Source organism: Ancylobacter rudongensis, from assembly GCF_900100155.1.
In the GTDB taxonomy this organism is placed as follows: domain Bacteria; phylum Pseudomonadota; class Alphaproteobacteria; order Rhizobiales; family Xanthobacteraceae; genus Ancylobacter; species Ancylobacter rudongensis.
Window position 1 is genome coordinate 546107 of the sequence record NZ_FMTP01000001.1, and the last position, 15932, is coordinate 562038.

Sequence of the window (15932 nt, forward strand, 5' to 3'; positions counted from 1 at the left end):
CCTCAGACCTTCTCGACCTCAGGCCGGCCCAGTAGGCCCTGCGGCATGAAGATCAGCGTGATGGCGAGGATGGAGAACGCCGCGACATCCTTGTACTCGATGGAGAAATAGGCCGACCAGAAGGTCTCGATCAGCCCGATCAGCAGCCCGCCGAGCACGGCGCCGGGAAGCGAGCCGATGCCGCCGAGCACCGCCGCGGTGAAGGCCTTGACGCCGGGAACGAAGCCGTCGGCGAAGTTCGCTACCCCGTAATACATCAGGTAGAGCGTGCCGGCGACGGCGGCCAGCGCGGCGCCGATGACGAAGGTCAGCGAGATGGTGTGGTCGACATTGATGCCGAGCAGCGCCGCCATCTTGCGGTCCTGTTCGCAGGCGCGCTGGGCGCGGCCGAGCGAGGTCTTCTGCACCAGGTACCAGAAGCCGCCGAGCAGCGCGGCGGTGATCACCATGATGATCACCTGCTTCCAGGCCAGCGTGACCTGGTAGGAGCCGTTGTCCATGAGCACGATCACATCGGTGATCATCGGCGGGATCGGCTTGTTGCGCGGACCCTGCGTCACCTGCACGAAATTGGCGAGGAAGATCGACATGCCGATGGCGGAGATCATCGGCGCCAGCCGGAACGAGCCGCGCAGCGGCCGGTAGGCCACACGCTCGATCGCCCAGTTCAGCAGCGAGGTGAACACCATCGCCACCACAAGCACGATGGCCAGCGCCAGGAAGATGGAGGTGATGCCCATCACCGTCGTGACCAGCAGGAAGCAGATCAGCGCGATGAAGGCGGAGACCATGAAGACGTCGCCATGGGCGAAGTTGACCATGCCGATGATGCCGAACACCATGGTATAGCCGATGGCGATCAGCCCGTAGATCGAGCCGAGCGTCAGCCCGTTGATGAGCTGCTGAACAAAGATTTCCATGATTGTGCCGGCTCCCCTCAGCCGCATTTGCGCAAGCGCTGCCGTCGGGCTTTTGCACAGTTTGTAACCGTGCCCGTACGGTGTGCGCCTCTGACTCTTAGCCTGCGCCACGTTCCGATACAATTCGATCGAAAGACGAAATGCAATCGATCGAAAAGCATGATACCAGGGTATTTAAATACCTTTTTCGTGAATCTCCTTGCAACTCAAACGGTTAATGTGGTGGCGCTGCGTCCGCACTGTGGCGGGACCTGTCATTTTTGTCTTCACAACGTCATGTACGAGGCTGGGGCGCGCGCGGATTTCAAATGCGCCCCGCAGAGGTTATGCACAGCGCAGCCGCGTGGCGTGGATCGTCGCCCCACGCGAGGCCGCAGGAGGCAACGCAGCTTGGACCAGCCCAAGGCACATGAGGGGGCACATCACGACGCGGCGCACGCGGTCGAGGCCGGGCTCTATCGCGAGGCGATGAGCCGGCTGGTGGCCGCCGTGCATGTGATCACCACCCACGGCCCGGACGGGCGGGCCGGTTTCACCGCGACCGCCGTCGCCTCGGTGTCCGATAGCCCGCCCACATTGCTGGTCTGCCTCAACCGCCGCATCCGCTCCGCCTCCGCCTTCCGCCAGTCCGGCCGGTTCGCGGTCAACATGCTGGGCGCCGAGCAGCAAAGCGTGGCGGAGAGCTTCGGTGGGCGTGGCGGGCTGGAGGGCGAGCAGCGATTCGGCGTCGGCCACTGGCATGAGGGAGCGTTGGGCCTGCCCTGCCTCACCGGGGCGATCGCGGTGTTTCAGTGCCGCATGGTGGAAATCCGCACCGTTGCGACCCATGACGTGCTGGTCGGGCGGGTCGAGGCGGTGACGCTCGGCCCGGACAAGGCCAAGCTCGCCTATCTTGGGCGGGGGTTCCTGTCGGTCTGAGCCTCGGCTCAGGCAAACTGCCCGGCGACCCAGCCGGACGACCAGGCCCATTGGAAATTATAGCCGCCGAGCCAGCCGGTGACATCGACCACCTCGCCGACGAAAAAGAGGCCCGGCACGGTGCGCGCCTCCAGCGTGCGCGAATCGAGGCCGGCGGTGTCGACGCCGCCGAGCGTCACCTCGGCGGTACGGTAGCCTTCCGAGCCGGTCGGCTTCAGCCGCCAGCCATTCACCGCCTCGTCGATCCGCCGCAGCGCCTTGTCGGAGAGGTCGGCGAGGTTGACCGCGCCGGCCTCGCGCTCGGCGATCAGCTGGGCGAGGCGCTTGGGCAGCAGCGTGGCCAGCGCGGTGGCGGGCGACTGCCGGCCATGGGCTGCGCGTGCCTCCCTCAGCCGGGCGAAGATATCCGCGCCGGGCGCCAGGCTTAGCGCGATCTCGTCGCCCTCGCGCCAATAGGAGGAAATCTGCAGGATCGCCGGCCCGGACAGGCCGCGATGGGTGAACAGCAGCCCTTCCTCGAACCGCGTCTTGCCATGGCTCACCCGCGCTTCCACCGCCACCCCGGCGAGCGGGGCGAGGCGTTCCAGCAGCGTGGGATCGAGGGTGAGTGGCACGAGGCCGGGCCGGGTGGGCTGCAGCGTCAGCCCGAAGCGCTCCGCCACCTCATAGCCGAAGCCGGTGGCGCCCATTTTCGGGATCGACTTGCCGCCCGAGGCGATGACCAGCGACGCGCAGGCGAAGGTGCCGGCGGCCGTCGCCACGGTGAAGCCATCGGCGGTACGCTCGATGCCCGTTATGGAGGTGGCAAGCCGCAGCTCGCCGCCGGCCTCGCGCAGCTCGTCGGTCAGCATGTCCACCACCTGCCGGGCCGAACCGTCGCAGAACAGCTGGCCGAGCGTTTTCTCGTGCCAGGCGATGCCGCGCCGGTCGATGCGGGCGATGAAATCCTGCGCGCTGTAGCGCTTCAGCGCCGAGATGGCGAAGCCGGGATTGGCCGAGAGATAATGGCGCGGGGCGGCGTCGCGATTGGTGAAGTTGCAGCGGCCACCGCCTGAGATGCGGATCTTCTCGCCCGGTGCGCGGGCATGGTCGAGCACCACCACCCGGCGCCCGCGCCGTCCGGCCTCGATGGCGCACATCAGCCCGGCCGCGCCGGCGCCGATCACCACCACATCGACGGGGGTGGGGCGGCTCACACGCCCTCTCCATAAGCGTGCACGCTGCCGCAATAATCGGTGACGCGCCAGCCCTCCGGTGCGGGCTCCAGATAGCCCGGCCCGATCGGCACCTTGCCGTGGCCGCCGGGGATGTCGAGCACATAGGTCGGCAAAGCGAGGCCGGAGACGCGCCCGCGCAACGCCGCCATCAGCTCCTGCCCGCGGGTGATCGGCAGCCGGAAATGGGCGGTGCCGGGGGCGAGGTCGGGATGGTGGAGATAATAGGGCTTCACCCGGCATTCCACGAGGGCGCGGAACAGTGCCGCCAGCGTCTCCGCCGCGTCATTGACGCCCGCCAGCAGCACGCTCTGGCCGACCAGCGCGATGCCGGCATCCGCCAGCCGGGCCAGCGCCGCGCGCGCCTCGGGGCCGAGTTCGCGGGCGTGGTTGGCGTGGACGGCGACATAGGTGGTCACGCCGGGCACCCGCAGCGCCGCCACTAGCGCCGGCGTGACGCGCTCGGGCGCGGCGATGGGCACGCGGGTGTGGAAGCGCACGATCTTCACATGGGGAAGAGCGGCGAGCCGGGCCATGAGGTCGGCAAGGCGGCGCGGGGCGGCGATGAGCGGGTCGCCGCCGGTCAGCACCACCTCCCAGATTTCGGGACGGGCGGCGATATAGGCGAGGGCGGTCTCCAGCGCCTCCTCGGAAAGGCTGGTCTCCGCGCCCGGCCCGACCATTTCGCGGCGGAAGCAGAAGCGGCAATAGACGGCGCAGACCCCGACCAGCTTCAGCAGCACCCGGTCGGGGTAGCGGTGGACGATGCCCGGCACCGGGCTGTGCGCGTCGTCGCCGATCGGGTCGCCGCGCTCTTCCGGCCGCGTCTCCAGCTCGCGCGGATCGGGCACGAACTGGCGGGCGATCGGGTCGGCGGCGTCGGTCGGGTCGATCAGGCCGGCCAGCACCGGCGTCACCGCCACCGCGTAGCGCGCGGCGACCGCCTCCAGCGCCGGATCGGCGTGCGCCAGCCCGGCCTGTGCCAGCTCGTCGACGCGGCGCAGCGTCCGTCCCGGCAGCGAAGCGGGGGCGGGCGGGGCGAGGTGGGAGCGGGCAGTGGAGGTCATGCGCGGTCTTGTGATCGTTTCCGCGCGCGCCGGCAAGGCGCAGCCGCGTTGCCGCGCTATAGTGCGGCGAATGGTCGAACGCGAAGGAGGAGCCGATGCTCACGCGCGAGGAAGATGTGCTGCAGGCGGCGGCGAGCTGGCGGCAGGAGGGCAGGGGCGTGGCGCTGGCGACGGTAGTGGAGACCTGGGGCTCGGCGCCGCGTCCGGTGGGCAGCCATCTCGCGATCGATGAGGACGGCAATTTCCTCGGCTCGGTGTCGGGCGGCTGCGTCGAAGGCGCGGTGGTGGCGGAAGCCGCCGAGGTGATCGCCGATGGCAGCCCCCGGCTGCTGGAGTTCGGCGTCGCCAACGAGACCGCCTGGCAGGTCGGCTTGTCCTGTGGCGGGCGCATCGCCGTCTATGTCGAGAAGGTTTCCTGATGGATCTGTCGCTGCTCAATGCGCTGAACAGCGAGCGCGCCGCGCGCCGCCCCATTGTCCTTGTCACCGATCTCGATAGCGGCGGGCAGCGGCTGGTCCGTGCCGCCGAGGTGGCGGGCGACACGCTGGCGGAGCCTCTGGCCGAGGCGCTGCGCAGTGGCCGCAGCGGACGGGTGGAGGTGGAGGGTTCGCGGCTGTTCCTCACCGTGCATCTGCCGTCGCCGCGCCTTGTCATAACTGGCGCGGTGCACATCTCGCAGGCGCTGGCACCGATGGCCAAGGCCGTCGGCTTCGAGGTGATCATCGTCGACCCGCGCACCGCCTTTGCCACGGAGGAGCGTTTCCCCGGTGTCGAGGTGCGGGCGCGGTGGCCGCAGGAGGCGCTGGCCGACCTGGCGCTCGATCCGTTCACGGCGGTGGCCGTGCTGGCGCATGACCCGAAGATCGACGACCCCGCGCTGGAAGCGGCGCTGGCGGCGGGGTGCTTTTATGTCGGCGCGCTCGGCTCGCGCAAATCCCATGCGGGGCGGGTGGCGCGGCTGGCGGAACGCGGCGTGCCGCGCGCGGCGCTGGAGCGTATCCGCGCGCCCATCGGCCTCGATATCGGCGCCGCCAACCCGGCCGAGATCGCCGTGTCCATTCTCGCCCAGATCGTCGGCGAGCTGCGCCGCCGTCCGGCCCGCCCGCCGGCGGCGCTGGTGCTGGCGGCCGGGCAGGGCACGCGCATGCCGCAGGCGCACAAGCTGACCGCGCCGCTCGGCGGGGTGCCGCTGGTGCGCCGGGTGGTGGAGACGGCGCTTGCCGCGCGGGCGCGGCCGGTGATCGTGGTGACGGGGCATGAGGGGGAGGCCGTGCGGGCGGCGCTGGCCGGGCTCGACGTCACCTTCGCGCACAATCCGGATTTCGCCCAGGGGCTGTCGACCTCGCTGAAGGCTGGCGTCGCCGCGCTGCCAAGGGAGGTGGAGCGGGTGGTGGTGATGCTGGCCGACATGCCCATGGTCGAGCCTTCGCTGGTCGACCGCCTCGCCGATGCGCTCGATCCCTCGCGCGGGCGGCTGGCGGCGGTGCCGGTGGCGGAGGGGCGCCACGGCAACCCGGTGGCGCTGGCCCGCGCCCTCTTCCCGGCGCTGAAGACGCTCGCCGGCGATGTCGGCGCCCGCCAGATCCTGGCGCAGAACCCCGATTTCGTGGTCGAGGTGCCGGTGGAAGGCGAGGGCGCCTTTCTCGATATCGACACCCGCGAGGATCTGGAGGCGCTGGAAATTCACGCCATCGCCGCCGCCTCGGATATCGATGCGGATGCAGCGCTGGAGGCGATGAAGGCGGAAGACGCCTGAACCGGCGCGGCGCGCGGGTCAGAACGGCATGTAAAGGGACAGCGTGCCATAGGGACTGTCGTCGCTGTCGCTGCTCCAGCGCCAGCCGGTGGCGGCGCGCAGCTCCCAGCCTTCCAGCGGGCAGGCGATGAACAGGCCGAGACGGGCGCTCTCGTCCAGCCAGTCGGTGGTGACGCCGGTCTCCATGCCGACATTCAGCCAGCGGATGGCCTGCCAGCCGGCGGTGGCGCGGCCGTTCACGGTGCCGTCCGCGGTCGAGGCGCTGATGGCGGCGGTGAGCGTCCAGCGCTCATCCAGGCGGTAGAACCATTCGGCGACGATCTTCGCCCCGAACTGCGTGCCCTGGTCGCGGTTGCCGGGGTCGGGATCATCGAGCCGGTTGTCGACCACATTCACCCCGCCATAGAGGGCGAGAGCATGGGCGCCGCGCAGGAACTGCCAGCCTATCAGCACCTCGCCATCCGTCTTGTTGCCGGTGTTCCAGCCCCCCGGCACGGCCTGCGTGCGGTACTGGTAGCGCCCGCCGCCGGTCTGGGTGCGCAGCCGCAGCCCCTCCTGGTCCATCGGCGCGAACGGGGCCCACGCCATGCCGCCCCAGCCATAGCCATTGTCCCGCGCGATATCGAGGCCGGTGTAGAAATAGAGCCGCCGACGCAGGGCCGCCTCCGCACTCTCCTCGGCTGCCGCGCAGGACATTGGGCACGCGGCGGACAAGGCCGCGAGGAGGGGCGCGAGGGTTCGCGCCGGCGAAGAAAACATCGCCGCGCTCACGGTTGCAGATGGTCAGGAATTACCCCTCATCCGAGCACCGTATCGGAACACCCTCAATCAACCGTGGGGCGAATTCATCCACCGATACACGCCCTGGCATGGCGCATTTTGTCGCAGGGGCTGGGCGAGCGGGCTCAGACCGGCGGCGCCATCAGGTGCTCGACATTTAGGCCGACCCGCTCGCAGATGAGATCGGCCACCATCTGCCGGTGGCAATGCTCGGGATGGCGCTCGAAGCAGAGCACGCAGACCCGCCGGCCCGCTTTCACCAGCGCCGTGAGTTCGTCGAGCTGTTCCTGCGCGGTGGGGGTGGCGAGGTGGGCGTCGTAGATGCGCCGCAGCTCGTCATAATGGCCGCTGCGCGCCGCCTGCCGGCCTTCCGCCGGCGTGCCAAGGCCGCGCAGATGCAGATAGCCGATGCCGCGCGCGCTCACCCCGGCGGCGAGGTGGCTCTTGGAAAAGCCGGCGCGGCGCGAGGCGGCGACGGCGCGCACATCGACCAGAAGATCGACCCCGGCCCCGCTCAGCGTGTCGAGCACGGCGGCGGAGGAGACCTGTTCATAGCCGATGGTGAAGAAGGGCGGGGGCGACATGGAGGGAAGATGACCCTAAGGACGGGGCTTGTCGAGCCGGGCCGAATCTGTGGAGTTCTTGCGCGCGCTCGGCGCGGGTCCTTGTCGCGTGCTAAAGGCAGGGCCGGGCGAGCCCTTCCGGCCGGATCCATCGGCCGAGGGACCGGATAGCGAAGCGTGCGGCCTTCACCTCGCGGGGTGAAACGTTCCAGGGATGCGTCATCGCAGATGAAGATCGGTATCGAGCTCGGAAGCAGCAACGCCGGACAGCCGGTTCGGCTCGATCTGGAAGAGCTCCTGTCCACGCGCCTGCTGGTGCAGGGCAATTCCGGCTCGGGAAAATCGCATCTGCTGCGCCGCCTGCTCGAACAGAGCGCCGGCCATGTGCAGCAGGCGATCATCGATCCGGAAGGCGACTTTGTCGGGCTGGCCGAGCGCTTTGGCCATGTGGTGATCGACGCCGAGCGCACCGCCGGCGAAATCCAGCGCATCGCTGCCCGCATCCGCAAGCACCGGGCCTCGGTGGTGTTCAACCTCGAAGGGCTGGACGCCGACGCGCAGATGCGCTCGGCCGCTGCCTTCCTCAACGGCCTGTTCGACGCCGACCGCGAATACTGGTTCCCGATGCTGGTCGTGGTCGACGAGGCGCAGCTCTTCGCGCCCTCCGGCGGCGGCGAGATTTCCGACGAGGCGCGGCGCATCTCGCTTTCGGCGATGACCAATCTGATGTGCCGTGGCCGCAAGCGCGGACTCGCCGGCGTCATCGCCACCCAGCGCCTCGCCAAGCTGGCCAAGAACGTGGCGGCGGAGGCGTCCAACTTCCTGATGGGCCGCACCTTCCTCGACATCGACATGGCCCGCGCCGCCGATCTGCTCGGCATGGACAAGCGGCAGGCGGAGAGTTTTCGCGACCTCAACACCGGCTCCTTCGTGGCGCTCGGCCCGGCGCTGTCGCGTCGCCCGCTGCCGGTGAAGATCGGCCATGTCGAGACCGCCAGCCGCAACGGGCGGCCCGCGCTGCTGCCGCCGCCTGAGATCGCCATGGCGGATCTGCAGGACCTGATCTTCGACGATCTCGGCACCGAGCCGCTGCCGGCCCCGCCGCCGCGCGCCGAGCCGCGTGCCACCGACGCCATTCTGGAGACGCTGGAGGACGCGCCGGCGCCCGAGCCGGTGCCGGTGGATCCCGAGGCCGCGGCGGCGTTCGAGGCCGAACGCGAGGCGCTGGTCGAGGAGATCGTGCGCCAGTTCGTGTCCGATCCGGAAGCGCCGTTCCGCTCCGCCGCGGCGCTCTATCCCGATTTCCTCGTGCATTGCCGGGTACGGCGGGTCGGCTCGAAAGTGCCTGATCTCGCCGCCTTCACCCGCCGGCTGGCCATTGCCCGGGCCGGGCTGGATTCCCGCCCCGGCGACGAGGGCTGGGCGCGGGCGATAGAGCAGGCGACCGGGCTGCCGGAGGAAATGCAGGGCGTGTTTCTGCTGCTGGCGCGCGCCGGCATGGAGGGCGCGCCGTCGCCCGCCGACGAGGCGCTGGCGCGGGCCTATGGCAGCCGCTCGCCCTCGCGCGGGCGCTGGCTGCTGACCTATATGGAAGAGCGCGGGCACCTGGTGTGCGAGGCGGATTTCCGCGGCCGGCGGGTGGTGCGCTTCCCCGCCCTCGGCTGGAAGACCGCGCCGGGCGACCCCAAGGCGCTCAACGCCTGAGGCGTCCTCGCCGCCGCACATGAAAACGGGCCCCGTCGGGGCCCGTTTCCGTTTGGCGTGGCGCGGAATTCAGCCGCCATAGAGATAGTTCGGCAGCCACAGCGCGAAGTTCGGGAAGGTGTAGAGCAGGATCATCGCGAAGACGACGATGAAGATGAACGGCATCACGCCGGAGAAGATTTCCTCGATCGTCACATGCTTGGGCGCCACGCCTTTCAGATAGAAGGGCGCCATGGCGACCGGCGGGGAGAGGAACGAGGTCTGCAGGTTCAGCGCCACCAGCACGCCGAAGAAGATCGGATCGATGCCGAAATGGTCGAGCAGCGGCAGGAAGATGGGAAGGAAGATCACGATGATCTCCGTCCATTCCAGCGGCCACCCCAGCACGAAGATGATGATCTGGGTGAGGATCAGGAAGCCGATCGGCCCGATGTCCAGCCCCATGATGAACTCTTCGACCACGCGCTGGCCGCCGAGCAGCGCGAACACGGCCGAGAACACCGCCGAGCCGACGAACAGCCAGCACACCATCGCCGAGGCGCGGGCGGTGAGGAACACCGAATCCTTCAGCTTCTCGATGCTGAAGGTGCGGTAGGCCAGCGCCAGCAGGATGGCGCCGGCGGCGCCGATGGCGGCGGCTTCCGACGGGGTGGCGAGGCCGAGGATGATGCAGCCGAGCACCGAGACGATCAGGGCGACCAGCGGGAAGAAGGAGGTCAGCAGCGCCCAGATAATGGTGAGCGCGGGAACGTTGCGCTCCGACGCCGGCAGCTTCGGCGCCAGCGATGGGTTGAGCATCGCGCGGATGATCACATAGGCGATGTACATGCCGGCCAGCGCGACGCCGGGAAAGAACGCGGCGGCATAGAGCTTGACCACCGAGACGCCGGCGGTGGCGCCATAGAGGATGAGCATGACGCTGGGCGGGATGAGGATGCCGAGACAGCCGCCGGCGCACACGACGCCAGCGGAGATCTTGGTGTCGTAGCCCGCCCGCAGCATGGCCGGGAAGGCCAGCAGGCCCATCAGCGTCACCACGGCGCCGACAATGCCGGTGGCGGTGGCGAACAGGGCGCAGGTGATGAGGGTGGCCACCGCCAGCGAGCCGGGAACCCAGCCGGCAGCGAGCTGGATGGCGCGGAACAGCCGGTCGAGAATGTTCGCCCGTTCGATCACATAGCCCATGAACAGGAACAGCGGGATCGAGATCAGCACGTCGTTCGCCATCACCGAATAGGTGCGCTGGACGAAGAGCTGGAAGATGCCGTCGCCGATCGAGAGGTAGCCGAAGGCCACGCCCAGCGCCATCAGGGTGAAGGCGATGGGGAAGCCGAGCATCAGCAGGATCAGGAAGACGACCAGCATCAGGATGCCGAGCGCGGGATCGGAAAGAAACATCACAGGGACCCCCGCGTGGTGGATTCGCGCTCAATGGCGTTGAGCCGGGCCTCTTCCTCGGCAGCCCTGGCGGCGGCCTCGTCGAGAATGACCTTCTCCAGTTCTTCAACGTCATGCAGGCGTTGCGGCCAGTCGCCGTCGCGCAGACACATCCAGCAGCGCACCACCTCGACCATGCCCTGCAGCAGCATCATCACGCCCGTGATCGGGATCAGCGCCTTGAACGGCCAGATCACCGGCCCGTCCGGGCTGAAGGAGGAGTGCTCGTTCAGCAGGTAGGACAGGTAGAAATAGCCCCAGCCGGAATAGATCAGCGCCAGGATGCCCGGGAAATAGAACAGGAAGTAGAGAACCAGGTCGGTTTTCGCCTGGGTGCGCGGATGCCACTTCCGGTACAGGAAGTCCGCCCGCACATGGCCGTTGCGCGACAGCGTGTAGGCGCCCGCCATCATGAACAGCGCGCCATAGAGCATCAGGCTGACATCATAGGCCCAGGTGGTGGGGTCCCGCAGCACATAGCGGCAGAACACTTCGTAGCAGATGGCCGCCATCAGGATGACGATGCACCAGGCGAAAATCTTGCCGATGAGGCCGTTCAGCCGGTCGACGCCGAGTAGGATGGATTGCATGGGGAGGGGCCTCTTCGGGCAAGGCAAGGTCAGACGGGGCCAAATCGGGCAGAGCAGCGCGGGCAAACCAGGCTCTGGCGAACCAAGGATGGACAAGCCAAGAGAAGGCAGCCCAAGCGATGACGCGCCCGACATCACGGTCGCGCAGCGGCGCCGTCGCACGCCATCGCGGTCCATTGCAGGGATCGCCAATGCTTTGCCGAAACCAAAAGCCCCTCTCCGTTGCCGGAGAGGGGCGCACGCGCAGGCAGGTCAGGCTGACTTGAAGAAGTGATCGTAGGCGAACTTGGAGTCCGGCTCATATTCGAGGCGGAAGCCGACGATGCGCTTGGCCCATTCCTTCTGGCTGTCCACGACCTTCTTGAACACCGGGTCCGCCGAGAGATTGGCGATCACTGTGTCCCAGGCCTTGAGCTGGGCTTCCAGCACGGCCTTCGGCGTCGGCAGCACCTTCACGCCGCGCGCCTTGATCGCCTCAAGGTCCTTCGAGTAGCGGTCCTGCGCCTTCCACATCATGGTGGAGGAGGTGGCGTCGGACGCGCCCTTGAGGATTTCCTGGACGTCGGACGGCAGGCTGTCGAACTTGGTCTTGTTGAACAGGATCTCGAAGCATTCGAGCGCCTGGTGGTAGCTGCCGAGCATGTAGACCTTGGCCACGTCGGGGAAGCCGAGGATCAGGTCGGAGGAGGGGTTGTTGAACTCGGCGCCGTCGAGCAGGCCGCGATCGATGGCCGGCACGATTTCACCGCCCGGAACGATCGTCACCGCCGCGCCGAACTCCTTGAACAGGTCCGCGCCGAGGCCGACGGTGCGGTACTTCATGCCCTTCATGTCGTCGGCGCTGGTGATTTCCTTCTTGAACCAGCCGAGCGGCTGGCTGGGCATCGGCCCGGTCAGCATGCCGACCACGTTCAGCTTCAGCGTGTTCTGTACCAGGTCGTCATAGAGTTCCTGGCCACCGCCGTAGCGCACCCAGCCGAGCAGTTCGTCCGCATCCCAGCCGAAGGCGGGGGCGGTGCCGAACAGCGAGAACGCCTTGCTCTTGCCGTACCAGTAGGCGGCGACGCCGTGGCCGCCGTCGAGAATGCCCGACGATACCGCGTCCAGCATCTGGAAGGCCGGGACGACCGAGCCGGCCGGCAGGATTTCCAGCTCGACGCGCCCGCCGGTCATGGCGTTGACGCGCTTCACATAGTCGCCGGCAAACTCGTGGAAGATGTCCTTGTTCGGCCAGGTGGACTGGAATTTCAGCTTGATGGGCGCCTGCGCATGGACCGCCGGGGCGGCGATGGTCGCGCCGGCGGCTGCCACGGCGGCGGTGGCGATGAAGCGGCGGCGGCTGGTACGGACATCCTGACGCGCGTCCGTGCTCTTCCCTGACGTGTCGGTCATGGGCGGTTCCTCCTATGGCGTTTCCTTGCGGGTCGAGCCCGCCGGGCGGCGCTTCAGCGCCTTGTCCCGATGACGCAAGGAGACGATGCCGCAGGGGCGAGTGCAAGCCCTAATTTCAGGCTTTCAGGACGATTTCCCTCGTCCGAAAGTCGAAGGTGGGCAGGCGCTGGCGCCGTCCGGCGCGGCGGGGGGCCTTTCGCCGACGCAACAGGCCTGTGCGGGCCGCCCCCGAGGGCCGCTGCGGTGGAATTCCCGCTCCAGCCGCCGCGTCGTCATCCGTCTGTCATCGGCGGGGACTTGAACCGCAGCAGCGCGGGCTGCCGGCCCGCTTCCCGAGAGGAGTTTCCCGCCATGCGCCCTCTGTTCCTCGCCAGCGCCTCCGTCGCGGTGCTCGCGCTCGTCGCGCTCGCGTCGCCGAGCGTCGCGGCCGACGCGGTGTTCAACCGCATCGGCACCTTCAACGTGGTCGACAACCTGCCCGCCGGTGCCGCCGCGGCCAAGTCGACCGCCGCCGAGATCATCACCTTCACCGAGGACGGCAACACGCTGATCTACAGCGACAGCCCCGGCCAGCGCATCGGCTTCATCGACATCACCGATCCGGCGGCGCCGAAGTCGGCGGGCGTGGTCGCCCTCGACGGCGAGCCGACCACCACGGTCGTGATCGGCGCCAAGGCCTATGTCGGCGTCAACACCTCGGAATCGAAGGCCAAGCCCTCCGGCCATCTCGCTGTGGTCGACCTCGCCACCCGCAAGGTCGAGGACAAGATCGACCTCGGCGGCCAGCCCGATTCGATCACCAAGAGCCCGGACGGCAGCTATCTCGCCATCGCCATCGAGAATGAGCGCGACGAGGATCTCAATGATGGCGCTCTGCCGCAGCTGCCGGCGGGCAACCTCACCACCTTCGAGGTCAAGAATGGCCGCGTGGTCGACGCCTCCCGGAAGGTGATCGACCTCACCGGCCTCGCGACGGTGGCGCCGGAGGACCCGGAGCCGGAATATGTCGACATCAATGCGCGCAATGAGGTCGTGGTCACGCTGCAGGAGAACAACCACATCGTGGTGGTCGACCTGCCCACCGGCAAGATCCTCGCGCATTTCCCCGCCGGCACGGTCGATCTCGACAAGATCGACACCAAGAAGGACGGCGTGATCGACCTCTCCGGTTCGGCCGAGGGCGTCGCCCGCGAGCCCGACACCGTGCAGTGGATCGACGACGACCGCTTCGTGATCGCCAATGAGGGCGACTGGAAGGGCGGCTCGCGCGGCTTCTCCATTTTCGACAAGACCGGCAAGCTGCTGTTCGAGAGCGGGACGGTGCCCGAGCACATGGCGGTGCGGCTCGGCCACTATCCCGACAAGCGCAACAAGAAGGGCATCGAGATGGAGGGCGCGGAGGTTGCGACCTTCGGCGATGACCGGCTGATCTTCGTCGCCTCCGAGCGCGGCTCGCTGGTCTTCGTCTATCGTGACAAGGGCGCCGGCGCCGCGCCGGAGTTCCTGCAGGTGCTGCCCGCCGGCGTCGGGCCGGAGGGGCTGATCGCCCTGCCCAAGCGCGACCTCTTCGTCACCGCCGCCGAGACCGACAACCGCGAGGATGACGGCATCGGCTCGGTCGTCACCCTCTACCAGCGCCAGCCCGGCGCCACGCCGGCCTATCCCACGATCGTCTCCGCCGACGGCCCCGACGGGCTGCCGATCTGGTGGGGCGCGCTGTCCGGCTTTTCGACCGACGCAAAGGAAGCGGGCAAGCTCTATGCCGTGACCGACAGCGCCTATGCGCAGGCGCGCATCCTCACGATTGACGCCAATGCGAAGCCGGCGAAGATCACCGCCGCCACCGTGCTGACCAAGGACGGCGCGCCGGCCAAGGGCCTCGACCTTGAAGGCATCGCGGTGCGTCCCGAGGGCGGCTTCTGGGTCGTCTCCGAGGGCAATCCCGAGAAGAAGGAGAAGGCGACGCAGAACCTTCTCCTGCGTGTGGGCGCCGATGGCGCCATCGCGGAAGAGATCGCGCTCCCCGAGGCGGTGGCAGCGCAGGCCGGCCGCTTCGGCTTCGAGGGCGTCGCCGTCCTCGGCTCGGGCGCGGACGAGACGGTGTGGATCGCCGTGCAGCGCGAATGGAAGGACGACCCGAAGGGCTTCGCCAAGCTCATCGCCTACAAGCCGGCCGACAAGAGCTGGGGCGCGGTGCGCTACCCGCTCGACAAGGCTGCCAAGGGCTGGGTCGGCCTGTCCGAGCTGACGCCCTACAAGGACGGCCTGATCGTCATCGAGCGCGACAACCAGATCGGCACGGACGCCGCGATCAAGAAGCTCACCTTTGTGTCGCTGAAGGACGTGAAGCCGGCGCCGCTCGGCAGCGAGGCCGCCCCGCCGGTGCTGGTGAAGAGCGAGGTGAAGGACCTGCTGCCGCTGCTCAAGGCCACGAACGGCTATGTGCTCGACAAGGTCGAGAGCTTCGCCATCGACGCCGCCGGCAATGGCTTCCTCGTCACCGACAATGACGGCGTCGACGGCTCCTCCGGCGAGACGCAGTTCATGGCGATCGGCAAGATGAACTGAGGGAGGGGCCGGCGCCTCAATCTCCCGCCCCTCTTCCCCGGGTGTGACCCGGGGACCCGGCCTTGCCGGTTTCTCCCGGTTAAAGTCTGGGTGGCCGGGTCAAGCCCGGCCATGAGGGGTAGGTGATCGGTCGGCTGGGGCATCTATCCCCGGCCGATCTCACTGCCGCCGTCATCCCCGGCTCTCATGGTTCCCTCATCCCCGGGCTTGACCCGGGGACCCAGCCTTGCCGGTGGGCGCGGCCAAGGGCTGGATGGTCGGACAGGAGCGGTGGTCAACGTCCATCGCCAGGCACCACGGACGGGCGCCCTCGGGCGCCCGTTTGCGTTGCCGTGGCGTCAGTCGAGCACGGCGGCCTTGAGCAGGCAGACCATGGTGGCGTGGGCGGGCTCGCTGGTGAGGTTGCGGATGACGTGGCGACGGTCGCAACGGTAGCGCAGCGTCTCGCCGGCGCGGGCGGTCTCGATCACGTCGCCGCACTCCACCTGAAGCTCGCCGGCCAGCACGGACAGGCATTCCACCGAGCCGCGCTGATGGCCGTCGGAGATCAGCTCGCCGCCCGGCCCGGCGACGAAGTCGAACCACTGCAGCCATTCCACCGTCTTGATCCAGCCGGTGATGGTGAGGCGGCACTTGCCGTCCTCCGACAGCAGGATCGGCGTGTCGGCGCGGGTGAGGTGCTCGACGAAGGGCTCGTCATCGGTGGCGGCCATGAAGCGGTCGATCGACATGTCGAGCGCCTGCGACAGCCGCCAGACGGTGGCGAGCGTCGGGTTGGTCTCGTTGCGCTCGATCTGGCTGATGATCGACTTGGCGACGCCGGACTGCTCGGAAAGCTCGGACAGCGAGAGATTATAGGCCTTGCGCAGGCGCTGGATGGTGCGGCCGAGCTGGCCGGTGATCGCCTGCGCCCCGGCATCCATGTCGCCGCGGTCGAGGCTGCGTGTCCGGCCCGACATGCCGTCTCCTGTTTGGCTTGTGAGGCCTGTATTTAGGTCGCCCGGGCACACCGGCGCAAGCCAA

The 15932-nt window shown here is 68.4% G+C and carries 13 protein-coding genes and 2 pseudogenes; 6 read left to right on the plus strand and 9 right to left on the minus strand.

Annotation, left to right across the window (positions count from 1 at the left end):
- Positions 1-2 precede the first annotated feature (2 nt).
- Complete coding sequence (locus BLO63_RS02460; RefSeq protein WP_018391412.1) at positions 3-920, minus strand: branched-chain amino acid ABC transporter permease; 918 nt, start codon at positions 918-920, stop codon at positions 3-5.
- A 390-nt stretch (positions 921-1310) separates the two neighbouring features.
- Here BLO63_RS02460 and BLO63_RS02465 point away from each other — a divergent pair, with 390 nt between their 5' ends.
- Complete coding sequence (locus BLO63_RS02465; RefSeq protein ID WP_091436438.1) at positions 1311-1838, plus strand: flavin reductase; 528 nt, start codon at positions 1311-1313, stop codon at positions 1836-1838.
- A gap of 8 nt (positions 1839-1846) precedes the next feature.
- Here BLO63_RS02465 and BLO63_RS02470 read toward each other — a convergent pair whose 3' ends face one another.
- Together BLO63_RS02470 and BLO63_RS02475 are read right to left on the minus strand one after the other, a co-directional pair.
- Positions 1847-3034 carry a BaiN/RdsA family NAD(P)/FAD-dependent oxidoreductase gene (locus tag BLO63_RS02470; RefSeq protein ID WP_091436440.1) on the minus strand — a complete coding sequence of 396 codons (1188 nt, stop codon included), beginning with the start codon at positions 3032-3034 and terminating at the stop codon, positions 1847-1849.
- Positions 3031-4119, minus strand: a complete 1089-nt coding sequence (locus BLO63_RS02475; RefSeq protein WP_091436441.1) for a lysine-2,3-aminomutase-like protein — start codon at positions 4117-4119, stop codon at positions 3031-3033. The genes BLO63_RS02470 and BLO63_RS02475 overlap by 4 nt, the downstream gene beginning before the upstream one ends.
- 95 nt (positions 4120-4214) lie before the next feature.
- Here BLO63_RS02475 and BLO63_RS02480 point away from each other — a divergent pair, with 95 nt between their 5' ends.
- The 3 genes and pseudogenes from BLO63_RS02480 to BLO63_RS21245 all read left to right on the plus strand — a co-directional run.
- Positions 4215-4538 (plus strand): XdhC family protein, encoded by a 324-nt coding sequence (locus BLO63_RS02480; RefSeq protein ID WP_018391408.1) that lies wholly within the window; start codon positions 4215-4217, stop codon positions 4536-4538.
- A pseudogene (locus tag BLO63_RS21240) lies at positions 4538-5218 on the plus strand (XdhC family protein); the annotation flags it as partial. The gene BLO63_RS02480 and the pseudogene BLO63_RS21240, both read left to right, overlap by 1 nt.
- Positions 5219-5239: 21 nt before the next feature.
- Positions 5240-5875 (plus strand): annotated as a pseudogene (locus BLO63_RS21245) (nucleotidyltransferase family protein); the annotation flags it as partial.
- 18 nt (positions 5876-5893) lie between these two features.
- On the opposite strand, the gene bcsS reads toward BLO63_RS21245, so the two are convergent.
- Both bcsS and BLO63_RS02495 read right to left on the minus strand, forming a co-directional pair.
- Positions 5894-6571 (minus strand): cellulose biosynthesis protein BcsS, encoded by a 678-nt coding sequence (gene bcsS / locus BLO63_RS02490; RefSeq protein ID WP_091436444.1) that lies wholly within the window; start codon positions 6569-6571, stop codon positions 5894-5896.
- Between the two features lie 209 nt (positions 6572-6780).
- Complete coding sequence (locus BLO63_RS02495; protein WP_091436446.1) at positions 6781-7239, minus strand: DUF488 domain-containing protein; 459 nt, start codon at positions 7237-7239, stop codon at positions 6781-6783.
- Positions 7240-7446: 207 nt separating this feature from the next.
- On the opposite strand from BLO63_RS02495, the gene BLO63_RS02500 reads away from it, so the two are divergent.
- A complete protein-coding gene (locus BLO63_RS02500) occupies positions 7447-8922 on the plus strand; it encodes an ATP-binding protein (protein WP_091436447.1) in 1476 nt (491 codons plus the stop codon).
- A gap of 69 nt (positions 8923-8991) precedes the next feature.
- Here BLO63_RS02500 and BLO63_RS02505 read toward each other — a convergent pair whose 3' ends face one another.
- The 3 genes from BLO63_RS02505 to BLO63_RS02515 form a co-directional block, all read right to left on the minus strand.
- Positions 8992-10320 carry a TRAP transporter large permease gene (locus BLO63_RS02505; RefSeq protein ID WP_091436449.1) on the minus strand — a complete coding sequence of 443 codons (1329 nt, stop codon included), beginning with the start codon at positions 10318-10320 and terminating at the stop codon, positions 8992-8994.
- Positions 10320-10949, minus strand: coding sequence for a TRAP transporter small permease subunit (locus BLO63_RS02510; protein WP_091436451.1), 630 nt, complete (start codon positions 10947-10949; stop codon positions 10320-10322). Before BLO63_RS02510 ends, BLO63_RS02505 begins: the two co-directional genes overlap by 1 nt.
- 252 nt (positions 10950-11201) lie before the next feature.
- Positions 11202-12341 carry a TRAP transporter substrate-binding protein gene (locus tag BLO63_RS02515; RefSeq protein WP_091436453.1) on the minus strand — a complete coding sequence of 380 codons (1140 nt, stop codon included), beginning with the start codon at positions 12339-12341 and terminating at the stop codon, positions 11202-11204.
- A gap of 351 nt (positions 12342-12692) precedes the next feature.
- Between BLO63_RS02515 and BLO63_RS02520 the strand changes: the two genes are divergently transcribed.
- Positions 12693-14909, plus strand: coding sequence for an esterase-like activity of phytase family protein (locus tag BLO63_RS02520; protein WP_091436455.1), 2217 nt, complete (start codon positions 12693-12695; stop codon positions 14907-14909).
- Between the two features lie 338 nt (positions 14910-15247).
- Here BLO63_RS02520 and BLO63_RS02525 read toward each other — a convergent pair whose 3' ends face one another.
- Positions 15248-15868, minus strand: a complete 621-nt coding sequence (locus BLO63_RS02525) for a helix-turn-helix domain-containing protein (protein WP_091436458.1) — start codon at positions 15866-15868, stop codon at positions 15248-15250.
- Positions 15869-15932: the final 64 nt, after the last annotated feature.